The 20,149-nt window shown below is 41.0% G+C and carries 18 protein-coding genes; 2 read left to right on the top strand and 16 right to left on the bottom strand.

Features of this window, described 5'->3' with window-relative positions; genetic code table 11:
- Nucleotides 1-22 precede the first annotated feature (22 nt).
- Nucleotides 23-631 carry a LysE/ArgO family amino acid transporter gene (locus N9I19_RS04430; protein WP_317777090.1) on the bottom strand — a complete coding sequence of 203 codons (609 nt, stop codon included), beginning with the start codon at nucleotides 629-631 and terminating at the stop codon, nucleotides 23-25.
- A gap of 125 nt (nucleotides 632-756) precedes the next feature.
- Here N9I19_RS04430 and N9I19_RS04425 point away from each other — a divergent pair, with 125 nt between their 5' ends.
- Nucleotides 757-2,202: an aminotransferase-like domain-containing protein gene (locus N9I19_RS04425; protein WP_317777089.1), complete on the top strand. Its 1,446-nt coding sequence runs from the start codon at nucleotides 757-759 to the stop codon at nucleotides 2,200-2,202.
- 146 nt (nucleotides 2,203-2,348) lie between these two features.
- Here the strand turns inward: N9I19_RS04425 and N9I19_RS04420 are convergent, their stop codons facing one another.
- The 8 genes from N9I19_RS04420 to ssb all read right to left on the bottom strand — a co-directional run bounded on the left by N9I19_RS04420 (nucleotide 2,349) and on the right by ssb (nucleotide 13,676).
- A complete protein-coding gene (locus N9I19_RS04420; protein WP_317777088.1) occupies nucleotides 2,349-2,765 on the bottom strand; it encodes a hypothetical protein in 417 nt (138 codons plus the stop codon).
- A 352-nt stretch (nucleotides 2,766-3,117) separates the two neighbouring features.
- The gene (locus tag N9I19_RS04415; RefSeq protein ID WP_317777087.1) at nucleotides 3,118-6,852 is read right to left on the bottom strand and encodes a S8 family serine peptidase; all 3,735 of its coding nucleotides are present in this window, start codon (nucleotides 6,850-6,852) and stop codon (nucleotides 3,118-3,120) included.
- A 209-nt stretch (nucleotides 6,853-7,061) separates the two neighbouring features.
- Nucleotides 7,062-7,964, bottom strand: a complete 903-nt coding sequence (locus N9I19_RS04410; RefSeq protein ID WP_089362004.1) for an ABC transporter permease — start codon at nucleotides 7,962-7,964, stop codon at nucleotides 7,062-7,064.
- Between the two features lie 12 nt (nucleotides 7,965-7,976).
- Entirely contained in the window at nucleotides 7,977-8,981 is a 1,005-nt protein-coding gene (locus N9I19_RS04405) for an ABC transporter permease (protein ID WP_061465651.1), read from the bottom strand.
- Nucleotides 8,982-9,096: 115 nt separating this feature from the next.
- Nucleotides 9,097-10,713, bottom strand: a complete 1,617-nt coding sequence (locus N9I19_RS04400; protein WP_061465653.1) for an ABC transporter substrate-binding protein — start codon at nucleotides 10,711-10,713, stop codon at nucleotides 9,097-9,099.
- A 46-nt stretch (nucleotides 10,714-10,759) separates the two neighbouring features.
- Nucleotides 10,760-11,728: an ABC transporter ATP-binding protein gene (locus tag N9I19_RS04395; protein WP_061465654.1), complete on the bottom strand. Its 969-nt coding sequence runs from the start codon at nucleotides 11,726-11,728 to the stop codon at nucleotides 10,760-10,762.
- Nucleotides 11,709-12,713 (bottom strand): ABC transporter ATP-binding protein, encoded by a 1,005-nt coding sequence (locus N9I19_RS04390; protein WP_317777086.1) that lies wholly within the window; start codon nucleotides 12,711-12,713, stop codon nucleotides 11,709-11,711. Before N9I19_RS04390 ends, N9I19_RS04395 begins: the two co-directional genes overlap by 20 nt.
- Nucleotides 12,714-13,313: 600 nt before the next feature.
- Nucleotides 13,314-13,676: a single-stranded DNA-binding protein gene (gene ssb, locus N9I19_RS04385; RefSeq protein ID WP_061465657.1), complete on the bottom strand. Its 363-nt coding sequence runs from the start codon at nucleotides 13,674-13,676 to the stop codon at nucleotides 13,314-13,316.
- 369 nt (nucleotides 13,677-14,045) lie between these two features.
- Between ssb and N9I19_RS04380 the strand changes: the two genes are divergently transcribed.
- Entirely contained in the window at nucleotides 14,046-14,480 is a 435-nt protein-coding gene (locus N9I19_RS04380) for a YwpF family protein (RefSeq protein WP_089362008.1), read from the top strand.
- Nucleotides 14,481-14,587: 107 nt separating this feature from the next.
- Here N9I19_RS04380 and N9I19_RS04375 read toward each other — a convergent pair whose 3' ends face one another.
- From N9I19_RS04375 to spoIIID, 7 genes are all read right to left on the bottom strand, one after another.
- Complete coding sequence (locus N9I19_RS04375) at nucleotides 14,588-14,875, bottom strand: hypothetical protein (protein ID WP_317777085.1); 288 nt, start codon at nucleotides 14,873-14,875, stop codon at nucleotides 14,588-14,590.
- A 304-nt stretch (nucleotides 14,876-15,179) separates the two neighbouring features.
- A complete protein-coding gene (gene fabZ / locus N9I19_RS04370; RefSeq protein ID WP_061465660.1) occupies nucleotides 15,180-15,608 on the bottom strand; it encodes a 3-hydroxyacyl-ACP dehydratase FabZ in 429 nt (142 codons plus the stop codon).
- Between the two features lie 121 nt (nucleotides 15,609-15,729).
- On the bottom strand, nucleotides 15,730-15,984 hold the full coding sequence (locus N9I19_RS04365; RefSeq protein ID WP_061466309.1) for a DNA-directed RNA polymerase subunit beta: 255 nt from the start codon (nucleotides 15,982-15,984) through the stop codon (nucleotides 15,730-15,732).
- A gap of 160 nt (nucleotides 15,985-16,144) precedes the next feature.
- Nucleotides 16,145-16,993, bottom strand: a complete 849-nt coding sequence (locus tag N9I19_RS04360; protein WP_317777084.1) for a flagellar hook-basal body protein — start codon at nucleotides 16,991-16,993, stop codon at nucleotides 16,145-16,147.
- Between the two features lie 55 nt (nucleotides 16,994-17,048).
- Complete coding sequence (locus tag N9I19_RS04355) at nucleotides 17,049-17,888, bottom strand: flagellar hook-basal body protein (RefSeq protein WP_317777083.1); 840 nt, start codon at nucleotides 17,886-17,888, stop codon at nucleotides 17,049-17,051.
- 278 nt (nucleotides 17,889-18,166) lie between these two features.
- A complete protein-coding gene (gene mreB, locus N9I19_RS04350; RefSeq protein ID WP_057911932.1) occupies nucleotides 18,167-19,168 on the bottom strand; it encodes a rod shape-determining protein in 1,002 nt (333 codons plus the stop codon).
- Nucleotides 19,169-19,476: 308 nt separating this feature from the next.
- On the bottom strand, nucleotides 19,477-19,749 hold the full coding sequence (gene spoIIID / locus N9I19_RS04345) for a sporulation transcriptional regulator SpoIIID (RefSeq protein ID WP_034315767.1): 273 nt from the start codon (nucleotides 19,747-19,749) through the stop codon (nucleotides 19,477-19,479).
- Nucleotides 19,750-20,149: the final 400 nt, after the last annotated feature.

Below are 20,149 nucleotides of genomic sequence, written 5' to 3'. Positions count from 1 at the left end.
AACTCAGATGTCATTTTCTGTTTCAAAAAATCGATTTCACCATATAGAGTGCCGTAATCCAGATGATGATTGCAGAGATTTTATTTAATATTCCAAGGAATTTGCCTGATGCATCAACCTTTTTCAACAACCTTCCCGCAAAACATAATCCATGGAACCAGCACCATGACACAACGATGCATGTTCCCGTGAAAATCACTTTATCCATTCCTGAATAAACAAGTGAGCTCGAACCGATTACACCTATCGTATCCAAGATTGCATGTGGATTCAGTAATGATACTGATAAGGTAAATACAATTTGTTTTTTGGTGGACATTTGCATAGTTTGAGCGTCCGACTGTGGGTTCGCTTTGGCAGACCAAATTTGAAAACCCATATACAATAAAAAAATGACTCCGAATATGATTAATGTAAGACGCAGCCAATCATATTGCATGACAATCAACGAAACACCCAAAATAGCTAACAGGATGAGCACTGTATCACAAATGGCAGCTGTGATCGTTGCAGGCAATGCTTTTTTTAAGGTCGGTTGGATTGCACCTTGATTAAAAATAAATACATTTTGCACTCCTAATGGAAGTATCAGCCCCAATGCCAATAATAATCCATGAAAAAATGGTCCCATACGAATACTTCCCTCCATTCACATTCAGTATAATGAAAAAGACAAAGGAATTGACCCTCCATTTGGTTGGTATTCAACCCAACCAATTTATAATGAATTTAGAACATGAAAGGGGTGGTTTTCGTATGTTTATCGACTGGAGGCCAAACCGGCCGTCGAGCATATCACTACACCAACAAATAGTAGATTGGATGAAACAACAAATTACACAAGGGGAATGGCCGGTTGCGACCAAGCTTCCATCACAACGCTCATTAGCCGATTCTTTTGGCGTAAACCGAAGTACCATCATTACAGCTATGGATGAATTGATTGCGGACGGATTATTAGAAACTAGGGTTGGATCTGGCACATTCGTTTCGAATAACACATGGAATGTGCTCGTCTCTAGCAAACAGCCCGACTGGAAAAACTATGTCCGCAATGGCCTTCATGAACCTAATTTAAAAACGATTCAGGACATTAATCAGCATGAAACGGACTCTGCCATCATCAGATTGGGCACCGGTGAACTTTCTCCAACTCTATTGCCTACTAAAAAAATCGAAAAGTCTTTGCAATCCACTTCTTTTGACGCCCACTCATTAGGTTATTCTGAACCCAAGGGTGATAAGAGGCTACGCCAAAGTATAAGTGTTTATTTAGAAACAAAAGGAATCAACGCTAGCCCAGGCTCCCTCATGATCGTTTCTGGCGGGCTTCAAGCACTCCAGTTGATTTCAGTTGGTTTACTTCAAAAGGGCTCAATGGTTTTACATGAATCCCCTTCCTATTTAAATTCTGTTCATCCCTTTCAATCTGCGGGGATGGACTTAGTAGGTTTATCAAAACAAGGCCGGGAAAGTATTCCGACACAAATAAAGCGCATCAATGGAAGGAAGAAAGCGTCACTGTTTTATACTGTTCCAACGTTTAACAATCCAACCAATACTACATGGACTAAAGAAGAAAGACTAAACCTCTTATCCACATGCAAAAAAGAACAGATTCCGATTATTGAAGATGACGTATATAGTGACTTGTGGTTTGAAAAGAGACCACCGCTACCTATAAAATCCCTTGATACAGATGGCCTTGTATTGCACATTGGCAGTATGTCCAAAACATTGAGCCCCGGATTGCCCATCGGATGGATTGCTGGTCCAATAACTGTGATTGAACGTTTAGCAGATATTAAAATGCAAATGGATTACGGTTCAAGTGCACTGTCTCAACACCTTGTCGCAGAATGGTTAGAAAGTGGTCAATATACAAAGCATTTAGAGTGGCTAAGGCATCAGTTGATAGTACGTAGAGATTTTACATTATCTCTTCTCAATCAATATTTTAAGGGACTTGCAGAATGGCAAATACCTCAAGGCGGATTTTATATATGGGTAAAGTTATGTAAACCAATTGTGAATCAAAGCCTTTTCAAGCAAGCGATAAAGGAGAATCTTCTCCTTAATCCGGGGTACATATATGAACCAAATAACAATACGCATCTACGGCTTTCATATTCATACGCCTCGGAGGAACAATTAGCTTATGGTATCCAAACCCTCTCAAAGATCATTCGGCGGTTGATTTGATACATGACATCATCGTGTTGAGACATTGATGGAGCTGCCTTGGCAGCCCCATTCTTATTGAACTGAACAATCTGAGTGGGTAAAGAAGTTGTCGAATTACGTTTCACTTAACGAAAGTCACCTGCCTAAGAAAGTTAAAGAGGATATCACGGGGTAGCGGCCTTCCTTTTTACATTCCACTCTTTCGGTTGGATGATGAAAAAAGAATGGTGATTTCCATGATTGATCATAATATGATCGAGGATTGCGGTAAGCGCCTCACCCTTATTCTGCTGATATTCATCTGAACTTTCCTCAATGGTGATTTTTTCCTGGTGGGGGTCATAATTAATAGATGTTTTAGCACCCTTTTCAAAAAAAGAAAGGGTAACCTCCTGACATAGGGGATAATCCTGATAGGGTGAATCCGAGCGGGGCTCCTTTTCAAATGGAGAATTGACGTGCTGAAGTGCATCAAAAAAACTTGGTTTTGTAAGATTTGACCTGTGGCTTCCTATTTCTTCAAATTTCACTGTAATTCCACGACTATATACCTTTTTGCTCGATTTCTTCTTATAAATCATAGACATCCTCCTTTTTTCTGATTCTTTATACCTAATTCCTTTATCTTTCACCAAATACCTGCTAGATAATAAAAATAATTCCCCACTAATAGATTTCCATATTAGCACAGTGAAAACACAGGAAACTACACCTAAAGAATTATACTTCAAATCCATAATCCGGAAAAAAAAGCCCTCTTGGATAAGAGGACTCATACTGAAGACAAATTTGAATAAAGCGAGTTTGCCTTCAGTTTTTTCTTTAAAAAAGTTCCAATCAACGTTCGAATTACACAAACCCTCAAAAAAACTATCGGTAAAATCAATTATGTCTACAAACTGCAGCCCTCTTGGATAAGAGGGCTGTTTTTGGTCATTTTTTTGCTTTATTGATGTTAAAGGATTTCTTCGATTCATTTCCTGCAAGATCTGTCACCTTAAATTCAAACTTGTTGTTGCCTGATTTAAGCGGCAATTCCAAATCCTCTATCTTCTTCTTATAGGCACGCATTTTATATGGTTCCTTGAATTCATTATAGAAAACTTCGCTTCCGTTTAGATAAAGGCGGATTTCATCGAAATTATCTTCTACCGTCACATCCACTTTTGGATTTTTGCCTTTGACTCCCACAGTTGCCGGTACACCTTTTACTTTTAAACCTGGCTTTGTTGCATCGACCATAATCGTCCGTTTAAAGGAAACCGTGTTATCCCATTTGTCCGTTGCTTTAACCGTAAAGTTTTGGACGCCATCTTCAAACTTCTTTTCATAAGTGAATTCATATTTATTATTCGTTTTGTTATACGTTACAGGGACCGTTTTATCATCGATTTTAAATTCTTTGATTTCCGACGCTTCTTCAATATCTCCTGTTATTTTGATTTTATTTTTATTGTTCACGCTTAAGGCCTCAGGACTTTTGATCTTTACAGCTGGTGCATGATTATCGATTGGAGCTGAATCATTAGCTAATTCAGTTTCAGCCGTTTTTTCATTACCTGCATAGTCAATTGCCACTACCTGAACCTTTTCCCCTTTTACATCAGGTAGAGTGAATTGTTTCGCATTCGCTGGAAGCGGCTCTTCCATTATGGATGCTCCATCGACTTGTACATCGTAATAGGCAAGTCCTGAACCATTCAAATTATCCTTACCTTGGATGGTTAATACATTACCTTTTTTCGAAATCTTGACTGTCGGCTTTACCGTATCGATTTTGATAGGCATTTTAAACGTCTGCCATTTTGCACCCTCGTAATCTATCATCGCTTTGATTTCAAAATAATAGACCCCATCCTTAGCGAGTGCATTATTGATTTTACCGTCCCATTTACGGGCTGGATTAATTGTGTATGCAGACCCTTTTCCACCATCATAATAGTCCTTTCGCACATTATTCTCCGTGCGAATTTTCCGGACTGATTTGTTCTCACCATTCAATATATTGAACTCTGCCTTTTTCGCATTTCTCAAGAATGATAGGACCGGCACGAAGTCATCCTGTGCTCCATCGCCATTGGGGGAAATCGCAATATTTTTTCCATTAAATGTTTTTCCTGCAGGGTCATAGCCAAGATAAGTGAAATCTTTCCCTGCTGTCGATACTCCTCCTGCCCTGCCATAGAAAGACTCTTTATCATATATAGTGCCATCCAGGATCGGTGCCTTGTCCCATTTCCCTTTAAACCCTACATACGGTACATGCAGTTCCGGATGAGTGTCAGCTGGATCCTTCAATGAAATGAACCCTTCAACAAAATATCCATTTGGGAAGACCTTGTCAATGTCTACAAGAGTCTGAAGGTCATCTCCAAGCACCTTTGCATTGGATATGTCCACTTTCACTTCGAATGTAACCGATTTTTTTGCAGGTACGGTAATCTTATTTGTATTTCTATTATTGATTTTAATTGAAGCGTCCTTAATTTCCTGTGCTTCTAACTGGTTAGCGGAATAACCCAGTTGTCCCTGGATTGCATAGTCTGTTTGGATATTTCCTTTTACATCATATTTGACTGCTTTGTTGCTGAAGTTTTCAACCTTTAAAGTAAACGCGAACTTATTGCCGATCTCCTTCATTGCAACCTTCGCTTCTTTCGTGAATGCCTCCGTCACGACAGCTGGTGTGGACAATGCGGCTTGCAGCTGCATGACTCCAGCTCCTTGCCTGCGAGGCGAGTAAGGGTTATCCCAGTCAAGGGCCTTATTTACGACACCCTGATCCGTTAATGGTTTTGAAGTATTCATCATCAGGTTCTTAGCCAAATTTGCCCGGGCAAATCCATCTAATTTAAAGTCTTTATCCACTCTTTCAAGAACCAGTGCAGAGCCGCCGGAAACATGTGGTGCAGCCATCGAAGTACCGCTCATCATACCATATTCATCATTGTTCAACGTCGAATAAATTTGTCCGCCTGGAGCAGTGATTTCCGGTTTGAAGTCCAGGTTCGGTGCGACTCCCCATGAACTGAATGAGCTCATTTTTCCTGCTTCTGGATTTACAGCTTTTGTTTTATCACCATTAAAGGTAATCTTCACCTTTTCTCCATCCATTAAGGCCGTTTTCAGCTTTGCACCATCCGATTTCAACATAAACAGCTGCGGAATGGTGATGCTTGGATCTGTAGCCATGGAGATATATCCGTCAGCATTATTGAAAATAATCACGCCAGCCGCTCCTGCTGCCTGGGCATTTTGCGCTTTTTCTATAAAAGAAAGCGTGCCGCGCTCGATGAGGGCGAATTTTCCTTTTACATCCACTTTGGAAAGCTCCCCTGGCGTCCCAAGACCTGCAGCGACCAAGTCATATGTTTTATCCTTTAATGCATTGGGATGTACGCTTGAGGCCGACATGAACGGCGCTTTTCCTGCTTGCCCGTTTATATCATATGTCGCCGCATCCAAATCCATATAGTTATTCTCGACCGATGCAACTTGTACCGAATCATAAGCAAGTCCAGGTGAACCTGAAACTCCAATATCCGGGTTCGAGGCTGACGGGTTTGCAAATCCATTTCCAAAGTGAGCCGAGTTTCCTGCTGAAATCGACATGAGAATCCCATTATCAACAGCTCTAGATACCGCCTGCTGCTCAGGATCTTCTGCTGATACAAAACCTGCAGTGGAACCAAGGCTCATATTCAGCACATCTGCCCCAAGGATGATTGCATCGTCAATTGCCTTAATATATATATCGCCCCAAGTTGTTTGCATGGCGGGATCATTTCCGAAGACCTTCAATGCTAGCAGCTGGGCTTCAGGAGCAACCCCTTTAATGCCGCCATTCTCTTCATCCCCATTGGCGCCAGCGGTTCCTGCTACATGCATTCCATGCATGGAGGCCCCTTCACCAAGGTCAAGGATTTCTTCATTTTCATCCATGTAATTGTATCCATAAGGTACCTTCGCCGTATAATAGTTGCCTAATAGATGGCTAGATTCCTTTATTCCGCTAATTTCACTTTCAGTCAGTTCTGCCTTATTCTCGTCGTTTAGGACCATATCACGGTGTGATGGGTCGATTCCAGTATCGATAATCCCGACGACCATCCCTTCGCCTTTATATCCATATTCCCGCCAAGCTTCCTGGGCTTGGACAAGTTCTTTACTATAAAGCATCTCGGGTTTTTCTACAGGACGTTCATATTCATTCGCTATATGTACCTCAGCAACTTCAGGCATGGCTTCCACCTTTTTGATTTCACCATACTGAAGTTCACCACTGAACCCATTGACGACTGTCGTAAAGCTTTCAAGTTCCTTGAAAGCTATTTTTTTCGCTTTCACCTTTTTTTTCAATTTCTTCTGGTTAGCCAGCTTTTCAGACTTTAATTGTTGTTTCTTACTTTTCGATAACTGTTTAAATAGCTTACCCTCTTTGGAAGCTATTTCTATCGCAGGCGCTTCCTTCATCTCTACGATGACCCTGACCTTCTCGTTACTTTTATAATTCTTTCCCATATCGTTTTTCTTCAACTTCAGGATATTCTGCTTATTTTTCTTCCCTTCACCAGAGCCGCTCGGTGAATTCGGAAGCTGGGCAGCGGAAACGCTTGCAGTAAACACTAATAGAAAGATTGCTAGAATGGACAAGCTACGTTTAATCAATGAACTTTTCCCCCTCTAAAATAATGAATATTTGGAATTTTCTTACTGAGTATAAAAGTATCACAACTTTTGGGGTGATTTTAAGAGATAATAGTCACTATTTCCCTATTTAGAACTAGGATATTGTCATTATTTTTCATATATTAATAGATTCACAAGATAATCGACAAAAAGATGGTGATGTTAAAACTAACATCACCCATTTACTTCTAGTTTTTCATTCTTGGATCCAAAGCATCGCGCAGTCCATCACCCATTAAGTTAAAGCCGAGGACAGTTAGCATAATCGCAAGACCAGGAAACAGCACCGTCCATGGTGCCTGAATGATAAATGACCTCGAATCGGCAAGCATTTTACCCCACTCTGGTGCCGGCGGTTGAGCACCGAGACCAAGGAACCCGAGTGCTGCACACTCAATGATGGCGGTGGCAATCGCCAAAGTACCTTGAACGATGATGGGTGCAAGGCTGTTCGGAAGGACGTGGTGAAGTAGAATCCTGCCATCCCCCATTCCTATTGCCTTGGCAGCTGTTACATATTCCTCTTCTTTCACCGTTAAAACTCTCGAACGCAAAAGCCTCCCGAATATCGGGATGTTGACGATGGCAATGGCAATGAGTGCATTGCGAAGAGAAGGCCCCAAAACGGCCACTACGGCAATGGCAAGCAATATACTTGGGAATGCCAGAATGATGTCAAAGACCCTCGATATGATTGTATCTATCCACTTACCGTAATACCCGGCAATGATTCCAAAAAAAGATCCAACCACGACAGACCCTGCTACAGATAAAAAGCCGACTCCTATTGATATGCGCGAGCCATAAATGACCCTGCTCAAAATATCACGGCCAAATTCATCCGTTCCAAACCAGTGTTCCGCAGACGGCGCCAAATGTTTGTCACTTAGCTTTTGCCCCTCAAATGAATAGGGTGCTATAAGCGGCGCGAAGATGGCGATTAAGATGAAAAATAAAACAATCCCCATACCAACAAGGGCTACCTTATTTTTCTTAAAGCTTTTCCATCCTTCCTTCCAGGGAGAGATGACTTTTTCCTCTGTTTCTTTAGGAGGAAGGATTGGCGATGTATTCGTTGCAATTTCAGGCATGAGTTTCCCTCCCTATTTATACTTAATCCTAGGATCGATCGCTGCATACAACAAGTCCACAACAAGATTAATCATGACAAACAAAAAGGCGATGACCAGAATTCCGGACTGTATGACCGGATAATCCCGGGATAGTATTGCATCATAAATATATGTACCGATACCTGGCCATCCAAAAATGTTTTCCGTTAAAATGGCGCCGCCTAAAAGTAATCCTGTCTGCAGGCCGATAACCGTCACCACTGGAATTAATGCATTCTTGAAGGAGTGCTTGTAAACGACCCAAAACATTCTCATTCCCTTAGCACGGGCTGTACGGATGAAATCCGACCTCATAACCTCCAGCATGGACGAACGTGTCATCCTTGCAATAATGGCCATCGGAATGGTCGCAAGCGCAATTCCTGGCAAAATGAGATGTTTGATCACTTCAAAAAACTGATCCACCCTGCCAGCAATGAGTGTATCCATCAAATACAAGCCCGTTATGGCCGCAACGGGATCCCTGATATTATCCCGCCCTGTCGTCGGAAGTAAATCCCATTGAATTGAAATGATGTATTGCTCCATTAATCCCAGCCAGAATATAGGCATGGACAACCCAATCAATGCAATCACCATGGCTACATAATCAAACCATGAGTTTTGGAACCATGCTGATATTATCCCTGCATTTACACCAATGACCACTGCGATGATCATGGCGATCAATGCAAGCTCAATAGTGGCCATTAGGTATGGCCCGATTTCTTCGGAAACCGGACTATTCGTTTTTAACGATACACCCAGGTCACCCTTTAGCAGGCCAGATAAATAATCCCAAAATTGAATGAACCAAGGTTTATCCAAACCGAGTTCCTTTGTCATTGCCGCAACTGCCTCTTTTGTTGCTTGCTGTCCTAAAATTACTTGTGCTGGATTTCCAGGGATCGCCCGAATCATCATGAATACAATAAATGCCATTCCGAGTAACACTGGAATGAGAGATCCTAAACGTCGTACGGTATAGGAAAACAAAACAATCACCCGCCTTTTAAATAAGGGTCCTTCGAAGCGCCCTCGATCATTTTGAAATGCATTCCATAACAAAACCGGGCAGCATGCATAAATCCATACTCCCCGATTCGTACGGTTAATTCTCTATAGACACGTTAACTAAAGATTGAGAACCGGTTGGATGCGGAACGAATCCTTTTATTGTCTTAGTTCCAGCAAGTTGTGGTAAAGAGTGTACAAGTGGAACCCATGGTGCTTCTTCATGAATGATTTCCTGAGCTTTTCCGTATAACTCATTACGCTTGGCTTCATCAGCAGTGGACTGAGCTTCGATCAATAGCTTATGGACTTCCTCGTTTGCATAACGGGCATAGTTGTTGGAGCCGATATTATCTTTATCCAATAATGTGTAAAGAAAGTTATCCGCATCTCCATTATCGCCTGTCCAGCCTAGCATGAAAGATTGAGCTTCACCAGCCTGCACTTTCTCTAAGTATGCAGCCCATTCATAGGAAACGATATTTGCTTCAATGCCTACTTGTTTTAAGCTTGCCTGAATGGCTTCAGCCACTTTTTGACCATCTGGCATATATGGACGTGGTACCGGCATTGCCCAAAGGTCCATTTTGAACCCATCTTCTAGTCCAGCCTTTTTAAGTAATTCCTTAGCTTTTTCTACATCGTAGTCATAGTCTTCAATGTTGTCATTGTAGCCAGAAACAGATGGCGGCATTGGATTCTTGGCAGGCTCTGCTGTGCCTTCGTAAAAGTTATCAATGATTTCTTTTTTGTTAATTAGGTGAGAGATGGCTTGGCGTACTTCCTTTTTGTCGAATGGTGCTTTTTCAACATTGAATGCAAAGTAGCCGACATTCATGGATGGACGTTCGAATATTTGTAGTTTGTCATCCCCTGTTACTTTGCTTATATCACTTGGATTTAACCCGTCCATTAGATCAACTTCACCTTTGATTACAGCATTTAAACGTGCGGAGTTATCTTTAATGACTTTAAACGTGATTCCATCAAGCTTTGGCAGTCCATCTTGCCAATAATCATCATTTTTCACCACTTCAATCGTATCGCCTGGTTTCCATGATTTGAATTTGAATGGACCTGTTCCAGAAGGATTCTTACCGAAATTGTCTGCATCTTTTTCAAAGCCAGTTGGACTTGCTATGGCAAATGTAGGCATCGCAATGTTCTTCAAGAATGGTGCCTGCGGACGATTTAACGTGAATTCCACTGTATTATCATCAATGGCTTTTACCTCTTTGATAACATGACCTTCATCACCTTCAAAGCCGCCAAACATAGAGGCATAGTATGCAAATTTAGCTTCATCCTTACTTTGTGCCCAGCGCTGAAAGTTTTTAACAACTGCTTCTGCATTGAAATCCGAGCCATCATGGAACTTGATGCCGGTTTTCAATTTGAATGTATATGTCTTTGCGTCATCTGAAACTTTCCATGATTCTGCAAGACCTGGCTTTATTTCCGTATTATCTTCCCCGTATTTTACAAGTGTTTCAAAAACCTGCTGTGTGACGATAAATGATTCACCATCCGTTACTATAGCGGGATCTAGTGAAACTGCATCGCCGCCTTTACCGTAAATCAAAACGCCCCCTTTCGCTTCATTTGATCCCCCTTTATCATCATCTTTCTCTTTTGATGTAGACGAGGAGCATCCTGCAAGTGCAAGTGAGAGCGCCAGGATAGTAGTCAACAATAAAGCCAATGTCTTCTTCATATTCTTCCCCCTTTACTTTTTTAAAAATTTATGTGTACGTTAAATGTCAATTGTATAAATGACAAGCAACGTAGTGACCGGGTTTATGCTCATGCAAGACGGGTTTTACTGATTTGCACTCTGCCATGGCCTGTGGGCATCTCGTATGGAAGGGACAACCGCTTGGCGGGTTAGATGGGCTTGGAACATCACCCTGCAGGATTACCCTATCCCCTTTGTATTCCACATCCGGGATGGGCACGGCTGATAGTAAAGCCTGTGTATATGGATGAAGCGGATCTTCATAAAGTCCTTCACTTTCCGTCAATTCAACGATATGTCCAAGATACATGACACCGACACGGTCGGAGATATGCCTCACCACTCCAAGATCATGGGCAATGAAAAGGTAAGTCAAATCAAAATCTTCCTGCAAATCCTGCAGGAGGTTCAAAACCTGGGCCTGAATCGACACATCCAGTGCAGATACCGGCTCATCGGCAATGATCAGCTTTGGGTTTACCGCAAGTGCCCTGGCGATGCCAATGCGCTGCCGCTGGCCCCCACTGAATTGATGCGGATACCTTTTAGCATGGTAACTGCTTAAGCCAACAACCTTAAGAAGTTCCTGCACACGTGCCTTACGCGCCTTTTTATCTTTAACCCCATGAACGATGAGCGGTTCCTCCAATATTTTTTCAATAGTATGCCTGGGATTGAGGGAAGCGAATGGGTCCTGGAAGACCATCTGCATTTCACGGCGCATCTTTCTCATTTCACGGGAAGATAAAGCCGTCAGGTCCTTTCCTTCGAAATAAACATTCCCTTCGCTCGGCTCAAGCAATCGAAGCAATAATCTTCCCGTCGTCGACTTTCCGCAACCGCTTTCACCGACAAGACCTAAGGTTTCCCCTTTATAAATGGAAAAAGACAAACCATCAACTGCCTTGACCTCTCCGATGGTCTTTCCGAGAACCCCTCCTTTGATTGGAAAATGCTTCTTTAGGTTTTCTACCTTAACCAATGTTTGATTCATGCAAGGCAGCCCCTTTCCCATCTTCATACAGCCAGCAGCGAACATGCCTGCCCTCATCAAATTTCAAAAGAGACGGGTTTTCATTTACACATTGCTCCATGGCATGGGAGCACCGGGGGGCAAACTGGCACCCGAGGTTGCTTGTCCCGGGTTTTGGCACATTGCCCGGTATCGAGTAAAGGCGATCTTTCTTTATTCGCATATCGGGAATCGACTGAAGTAAACCGACCGTATAAGGATGCTTAGGATTTTGGAAAATCGTTTGCACATTTCCTTCCTCTATCACCTTGCCGGCATACATGACAATGACACGTTCACACATTTGCGCCACAACGCCAAGATCATGGGTAATCATCATGATTGCCGTGTCTGTTTCTTTATTTAAATTCTTCATTAACTCTAGGATTTGTGCCTGGATCGTCACATCCAAAGCCGTTGTCGGTTCATCGGCTATAAGGAGTTTCGGCTCGCAAATCATGGCCATTGCTATCATGACCCTTTGTCTCATTCCACCCGAAAGCTGATGCGGATATTCTTTGAGCAATTCCTCGGCACGGCCAAGCCCAACCAGCTTCAACATTTCCACCGCTCTATGTCGGGCCTGTTTTTTGTTCCATTTTTTATGTATCCGAAGCGTCTCAACCAACTGCTCTCCAATAGTAAACACAGGATTCAAGCTTGTCATCGGTTCCTGAAATATCATCGCTATGTCATTCCCGCGAATCTTTCTCATTTTCGCTTCAGAGGCATTTGCGATATTCTCCCCTTTAAAGAGGATTTCTCCCTCCACCTTACCAGCAGGTGAAGAAACCAGACCCATGATGGATAAAGAAGTTACGCTTTTTCCGCATCCTGATTCTCCTACAATCCCTAAAACTTCACCAGGATTGACGTGAAAATCGATTGAATTTACGACAGGAATCACCCCATCGTCAGTACGAAAACTGGTTCGCAGCCCATTCACCTTAATAATTGGTTCATCCATCAAATCACTTCCTATATATAACTTTTTTTCCATTACATTATTTGGTTTATTATTGCATCAAAATTAAAATTTTACAATATATTTTCTAAAAATTCTAATTTAACAGAATATTTTTTTATTTTTTATATACTCACATTTTGGCATAAAAAAAGACTGCTTATTTGCAGTCTATGAAAGAGGGGAATCAGAAAACTTGATTCCAAATGAGGGTAAATCGGAGTTTCCAGCGAGGAAAAAGCTATATTTGCTTTGGGGAAGTAAGGGATGAAAATGAACTTATACTACAGTCAAGCTTTACAGAAGTTTTTTCGTCATCGGAATATTTTATGCTTTGTTCAAGTGCTGAAATTCGTTGCATTAATTTTTCATTATGTTCGTATAAATACTTGTTTTGTGTTTTCAGTTGAGTAAGCATCAAATTAATCTGTACTAATTCATATTCATTATTCGAAGTTTTCACATGGGTCTTCGCCACATGACGGATCAAATCACTTATGAGTTCTTCCATCCGCTTTTTCTCATGCATTGTCTAAAAGCGAGCTTGCTCCTGCCCGGAGGCAAGCTTTATTTCCTTTACTCATGCTCGACCTCCACGTAAGACTATAAGCCAATATGTTCAAAATCCTTGGGTTTAATATCGTTTTGTTTAGATGCGATGAATTGAACCCTCTCGGCGACCACTTCAGTAACATATACATTTTTACCCTCTTGATTTTCGTATCTCCTTGTCTGTATTCTGCCTGTGATACCGATTAAGGCACCCTTTTTACAGTACTGAGCAGTATTTTCAGCAGACCTTTTCCATATGATGCACTGTACAAAGTCCGCCTCATATTCACCAACAGTATTACGGAAGTTCCGGTTGACTGCTAACGTTATATTGGAAACAGCCTTGCCGTCTGGTGTGTATCTTAATTCGGGATCCTTCGTAAGCCTGCCGACGAGGGTAACTTGGTTAATCATTTTTTCACTCCTTCCTCTTTAATATGCTTTTATCATACTCGTTCTACCTTCGAATAAAAAATGAAGGAAATGGCATTATTCCACCCTTTTCCTTCTTAAAAAACCGTTTGAATTGATGTAAAATCAATTTTTTTCGATTAAAATCAAGTAATAAACGCATAGTTAACAAAATTTAATATTTTGCAAATTTTTATTCTATCCTGCATAATTTAGACAATTGCTGGGTTTTCATTTCATTAAGGGACTATCTTTTAGTATGATATAATTACCTTTAAAAGGATTAATCGACATGAACCATTCCAGATAAAATAAAATTCACGTTTAAGAAGGGGCTTTTATCACTCTTCTGGCAAGAAATGGAGGAATTAGATGAAATCATTTAAATTAATTTCGTTGCAAATTGTTACTGAGAATTTACAATTGATTGATATTGTATTAACAGATGGACTAATAATAAATAAAGAAAACGATGCTAGAACATGGTTACTGGAAGCCTTTGTAGAAGAAAAGCATTTCAAAGAGCTTGAACCCTCACTCCCCAATATAGACGGAGAGGTTTATATCCAGGCCGTCATTACCAAAAAGGACAATGAACCGGCATTGTTTCACACTGTTTTACGCACCATAAGAAAAGTAGGCAACCATTATAGCCTATTATTCCTTGGTCACATCCAAAAAACGCGTAGCAAATATGCTGAACTTCTTCTTGAAGATTTAGTCCAAAAAGGTCTCGTCGGCGATGAATTAATAAATGAGTTTAAGCAAAAAATCCGTTCAAAGCCTAAATTAGCTACGAATAAATAACCCCCCCTTTATTTCCCTAATCGAATATACACAAAAAAGACTGACTTAGACGAATAAGGATGATAATCCTCTTCTTAACTAAGCCAGTCTTTTTCAATCTGTGCTAATTACTTATTGTCGTCGTGTTTCTTGTCAATCAAGTCATTTGCATCATTATTGTCATTGTCATTGTCATTATCATTATCATTATCAATCACATCATTATTATCATCATTCAAGTCGTTATTATCCGTGCCGTTGTTATCCTTTACACCATTTTTATCCTTATCTATGATGTTGTTATTATCTTCTGGTGCGGGTTTGTTGTCATTATCCTTATCATTCGTTCCACATCCAGCAAGGAACATAATAGATAATAAAGATCCCCCAATTAGTGCAAAAATTCTTTTCTTCATTTTTGGCAACCTCCTTTCCTTCTTTATCATTAGTTATTTTGCCCGAATGAGAAAATAACTTGCGTCCTATTTTTAATTTTAAAAAGGAAGGAAATACACTTACCTCATATTTATTGGAATTTAATCATTAAAAAATGCCGGACATATAAAAATGTCCGGCATTCAAAGGGAGAATGGAAAGGGTCTAATTAAAAAAGCCCAGGCAGTACTCTTTAATATATACACCGCTGCACGATTCCTTAAACCACTTTTAAAAATATAGTCATATTAGTCCATTTTCTTTCCCCGAAAATGAATGCACTTCTTATTTGTCACCAAAGGCAAACATGATTTCGGCTTCACATGCTACTTCTCCGTCTACCGTTGCCACTGCTTTCCCTTTACCCATTGAGCCTCTCATACGCACTATTTCTACTTCCAGGCGCAGTTGATCACCTGGTTTTACTTGCTTTTTAAAGCGGCAATTATCAATTCCAGCAAAAAATGCAAGCCGTCCTTTATATTCTTCTTGTTTCAAAACCGCTACAGCGCCAACTTGCGCTAAAGCCTCTACAATTAAAACACCAGGCATAACTGGGTAATCCGGAAAATGACCATTAAAGAATTCTTCATTAGCTGAGACATTCTTCAAACCTACCGCTCTTTTCCCTTCATCTATTTCTATGATCCGGTCCACTAATAAGAATGGGTAACGATGCGGAATAATTTCCTTTATTTGTGTGATATCAAGCATTTTTGTTCCTCCTATGATTTAAATATTTCTAACATAACGTTAACTCGCCCCTGCCATAAAGACAGAGGCGTAGTTGCTATGTAATATAAATCCGTTAACGACAGCAACTACCTCAATGGAACTACGCATCCTTGTTCACTATATCAATAATATGGGTCCATGTGGATTTTTGGAAAACATCCATTGCATGTCCTCCCCCGATCACACTGTATCCTATAAGTGCCCCGGATAACACAGCAATGAAAATCAATCCGATAACAATGAGTAAACGAAGCCAAATTGGCAAAAGACGGACCTTGATTCTACGATTCGGTTTCGTCTCAACTTCCTTTATCTCTTCTTCAATTTGTTGTCTCATTACACGATTTTGTTCCATATAGAATGTGAAAGCTCCTTTTTCTAAGAAAACTCGCCGACTGATTCCCCCCATACTCCAGAAAATAGGCAGCTATGGACAAACGATTCTCTTTGATATGAATTCATTATAACCGATTTGCTATAATTCCGCAGGGAGACATTTTATTTTCCCCGATAACTTAACGGATTCCATTGATTAATCCGCTCATTTGATCAGCCATCGTTACAGCCCGGGATTGAAATTGATAAGACCGCTGAACATTGATAAGATCCGTCATTTCTTTGGAAAGATCGACATTTGAGGACTCCAGAGTTCCTTGACGGATAGCTATTTGGTTGCGGGAATCCCCTGTTAATGCGGTCATGATATCGTCATCAGTTACACCCAATTCATTGATGTTTCCGGGCAGGCCAAGTAAATTTCCGCCTAGCCGCTCAAGAAATTGCGGCTTCTTTATCGAGACGATGCCGAGCCCAAAACTCTTTTTTCCGTATTCTTCCGTATCGACCGTCAAAAAACCATTTTTCGAAATCTTAATGTCTCTAACATTTCCGTCAATAAGGATCGGGTCACCATTTTCATCAAGCACCTGATGTCCAGCAGAGGTAACGAGCACCATTTGGTCCTGATCATTCGCATTTGGAGATAAATAAAAGGCGCCATCCCTTGTAAGCCTTGTATTAACCCCTTTACCGTCCTGAACGCTTACGGTGAAGAATTGGTCTTCACTAGTGAATGCAGCATCAAGATTACGGTCCGTAGTCTTTAAGGACCCCTGTGAAAGCACCAATTGAGACTGGCTTATCTTAGCACCTGTTCCCTGCCTTATGCCAGGTGTGGTCAACCTTCCTTTTTCCTTGGTCTCACTCGGTTGATTATTGAAACTCTGGGTCAGTAAGTCATTGAAGCTCGTTTGGGTCTTTTTGTAGGCAGTCGAGTCCACATTAGAGATATTATTACTTATTTGATCGATTTTACTTTGAAGCTGGTTCAGCGTATTTGTCGCTGTCATCATGGTACGATTCATGTATATTCCCCTTACATGTCCAAATTTCCAAAGGCGGTTTTATGCTAATGTTCAATTAAAGCCTGCCAACTTCATTGACCGCTTTATCCAAACTTTTATCATAGGCTTGGAGAACCTTCTGACTCGCTTCAAAAGAGCGGTATGCCGACATCATTTCTGTCATCGTTCTCGATTGGTCGACATTAGAGCCTTCAAGGAACCCTTGCTTAGTAGAAAAACCGACCCCTTCAGACGTGTATGCGCTAGGTAACTTCCCATCATTCACAGCCTTATAAAAGCCTTCCCCATCCTTAATGAGCTGTGATGATGGATCATCTGAATAACCGATGCCGAGACGTGCCGTTTGAACATTCCCTTCTAAAATAACACCGTTTTCCGTTACGGTGAACTGATCGCTATCAAGCTGGATTCGATTATTATTTTCATTCAATACATAATGACCGGCAGGTGTAGTCAGATAACCTTGTCCATCTAGAGTGAAACTGCCGTTGCGCGTATAACGGATGCCAACATCACCATCCTGAACAGTAAAAAACACCGACCCTCGCAGACCGGTTTCTTCATTGATCGGAAGGTTTTCATCGGCCAAGGAAATATCTGTATTAAGCTCGGTTTCCTCCAATGTACCCTGGGTAAATAAAGGATTTGCCTCCTGTACGTAAACCCCAGTACTGAGCCCCCCGACCTGGGATAATTCAGGCAAATTCAATTTATTCTCCGCAGGAACCGTTTTGCCTTCTATGTTGCTGATAAGCATTTCCGGAAAAGACCTTACACTCATTTGATCTGCTTTATACCCTGTTGTATTCGCATTGGACATATTGTTTGTGAGCAATTCTGTGCGCCTTTGCTGTGTAAGCATCCCGGAAGCAGCTGTATAAAAACCTCTTAACATCCTCTTCACTCCTCATTCTACATAACTTATCCCGTTCAATTTCTCATATTTATCTTATCGGTCATGAACGTCAGTATCTTAAGGAAAGGACTAGCATTAGGCAGAAGAATTTATATGTATCGTAGGCTAGGTCAGATTTAAAGGAATGGTGTTAAATTCTCGACTAAAAGAAGAGGGCCTATTGCTCATCAGTACTAGAACTGCACGCACTTTCACTATGCCTCATGTTTGTCTGAACCTTAGACCCCTATCTTATGATGCAGATTTCCATCCGCTTTTTAGTTGAATTTGTGCCGTGGCAATTTATCCATATTATCAAGCATGATTCCAGTTCCAATCGCTACACAATCCATCGGGTGTTCGGCAACGAGTACTGGGACCTTAAGCTCTTCAGCGAGGAGTAAATCAATCCCGTGAAGCAACGCTCCCCCGCCTGTTAAAATGACGCCGCGATCGATGATATCAGCAGAAAGTTCAGGCGGTGTCCGCTCAAGTACGCTTTTTGCAGCTTGTACAATGATTGAAACCTGCTCACGAAGAGCTTCCTCAATTTCTTCCGAATTGACCGAAATGGTTCTAGGTAATCCTGATACCATATCTCGTCCACGAATATCGATGACTTCATTACGGGAACCAGGGAAGACTGTTGCAACCTGAATTTTAATGTTTTCCGCTGTACGTTCACCAATCAGAAGCTTATACTTCCGCTTGATATAATGTAAAATTTCATTATCGAATTTGTCACCGGCCATTTTAATGGAAGAAGATGTAACGATATCCCCCATTGAAAGGACGGCAATATCCGTTGTACCCCCGCCAATGTCCACGACCATATTGCCGCTTGGTTGAAAAATATCCATGCCGGCACCGATTGCAGCCACTTTTGGTTCTTCTTCAAGGAATACTTTCTTCCCTCCGCTTTTTTCAGCAGCTTCTTTAATCGCCTTTTGTTCGACACTTGTTATGTTCGTCGGGCAGCAGATCAAAATTCTAGGCTTTGAAAGGAAGCCTTTCACATTCAATGTATTGATAAAATGCTTAAGCATCGATTCTGTTACATCAAAATCCGCAATGACCCCGTCTTTTAATGGACGAATTGCGATGATGTTTCCTGGAGTACGGCCTACCATTTTACGAGCTTCTTCCCCGACAGCAAGAACACGGTTCGTATTCTTATCAATCGCTACTACCGAAGGCTCATTTAACACAATTCCTTTACCTTTGACATGTATAAGAACATTGGCTGTTCCAAGATCTATCCCAATATCTCTAGCAAACATTTCTTAAATCCTCCTTGAATATCCTCACATATAACCTACTTCTGTCCTAATTGTTTATTTTACCATATTGCATTGGCACAAGTAAGTATGAATTATAAATAAACACTAGTACTGACTATTTTTACCTCTTTTTCCAATATGTAAAAAAATCCGATGCCTTATGTACTATCTTCGGTCTTTCCCCACAAAAAAATTCCGGCAAGGAACCGCAGTCAAGGTTAAGAAAAAAGCTGACACAATTCCATGTCTCTTTATTCATCCCCTGATTGCTGGATTCGCTTCCAAATGCCGGAATGATATCACAAAGATTATTTGACGATTTCTTCTTCTCTTTCCGATCGTTTATATTTTAACTTTGTCGCTTCTCCACCTCGAAGGTGACGAATGGATTTGTGATAATCCAATATATCCTTCACTTCGTTAGCCAAATCAGGATTAATTTCTGGCAGCCTCTCAGTTAAGTCTTTATGAACTGTGCTTTTAGAGACTCCGAACTCTTTTGCAATGACGCGGACTGTTTTTCTAGTTTCCACGATATACTTTCCTATCTTGATAGTTCTTTCTTTGATGTAATCGTGCACACCACTCGACCTCCCCAAATTGGATGTGAGAAGTGTGAAATGAGATTCGTATTTTTCGAATCGAATACCGCTGCCCTATAAACAATGAAAGATAGAATTATTCACCTATTAGATAATTTGTAATAAACGATTCCTCACCTCAAACACTCTCTTTGCATGGTTTATAACATCTTATTAGCTTGGTTAAGAATATATGCCTAATGGGACAGGAGGTTTGGATTTATTTCTGATTTTCAACTGTTTATTTTCCTTAAGAACAAATTATTTCCCGAGAAATTTGTCGGAAATTCAAATGTTTCAGCATATCGGCCAATATTTCCTCGAAAATCGAGTAGGAGGAGGCGCCTAGCCTCCGACCTCTCACACCACCGTACGTACCGTTCGGTATACGGCGGTTCAG

It is taken from the genome of Peribacillus sp. CSMR9, assembly GCF_033141925.1.
Taxonomy (GTDB): Bacteria; Bacillota; Bacilli; order Bacillales; family DSM-1321; genus Peribacillus; species Peribacillus simplex_A.
Note: the sequence above shows the minus strand (reverse complement) of the source record. Positions and strands in the feature narration are given on the sequence as shown.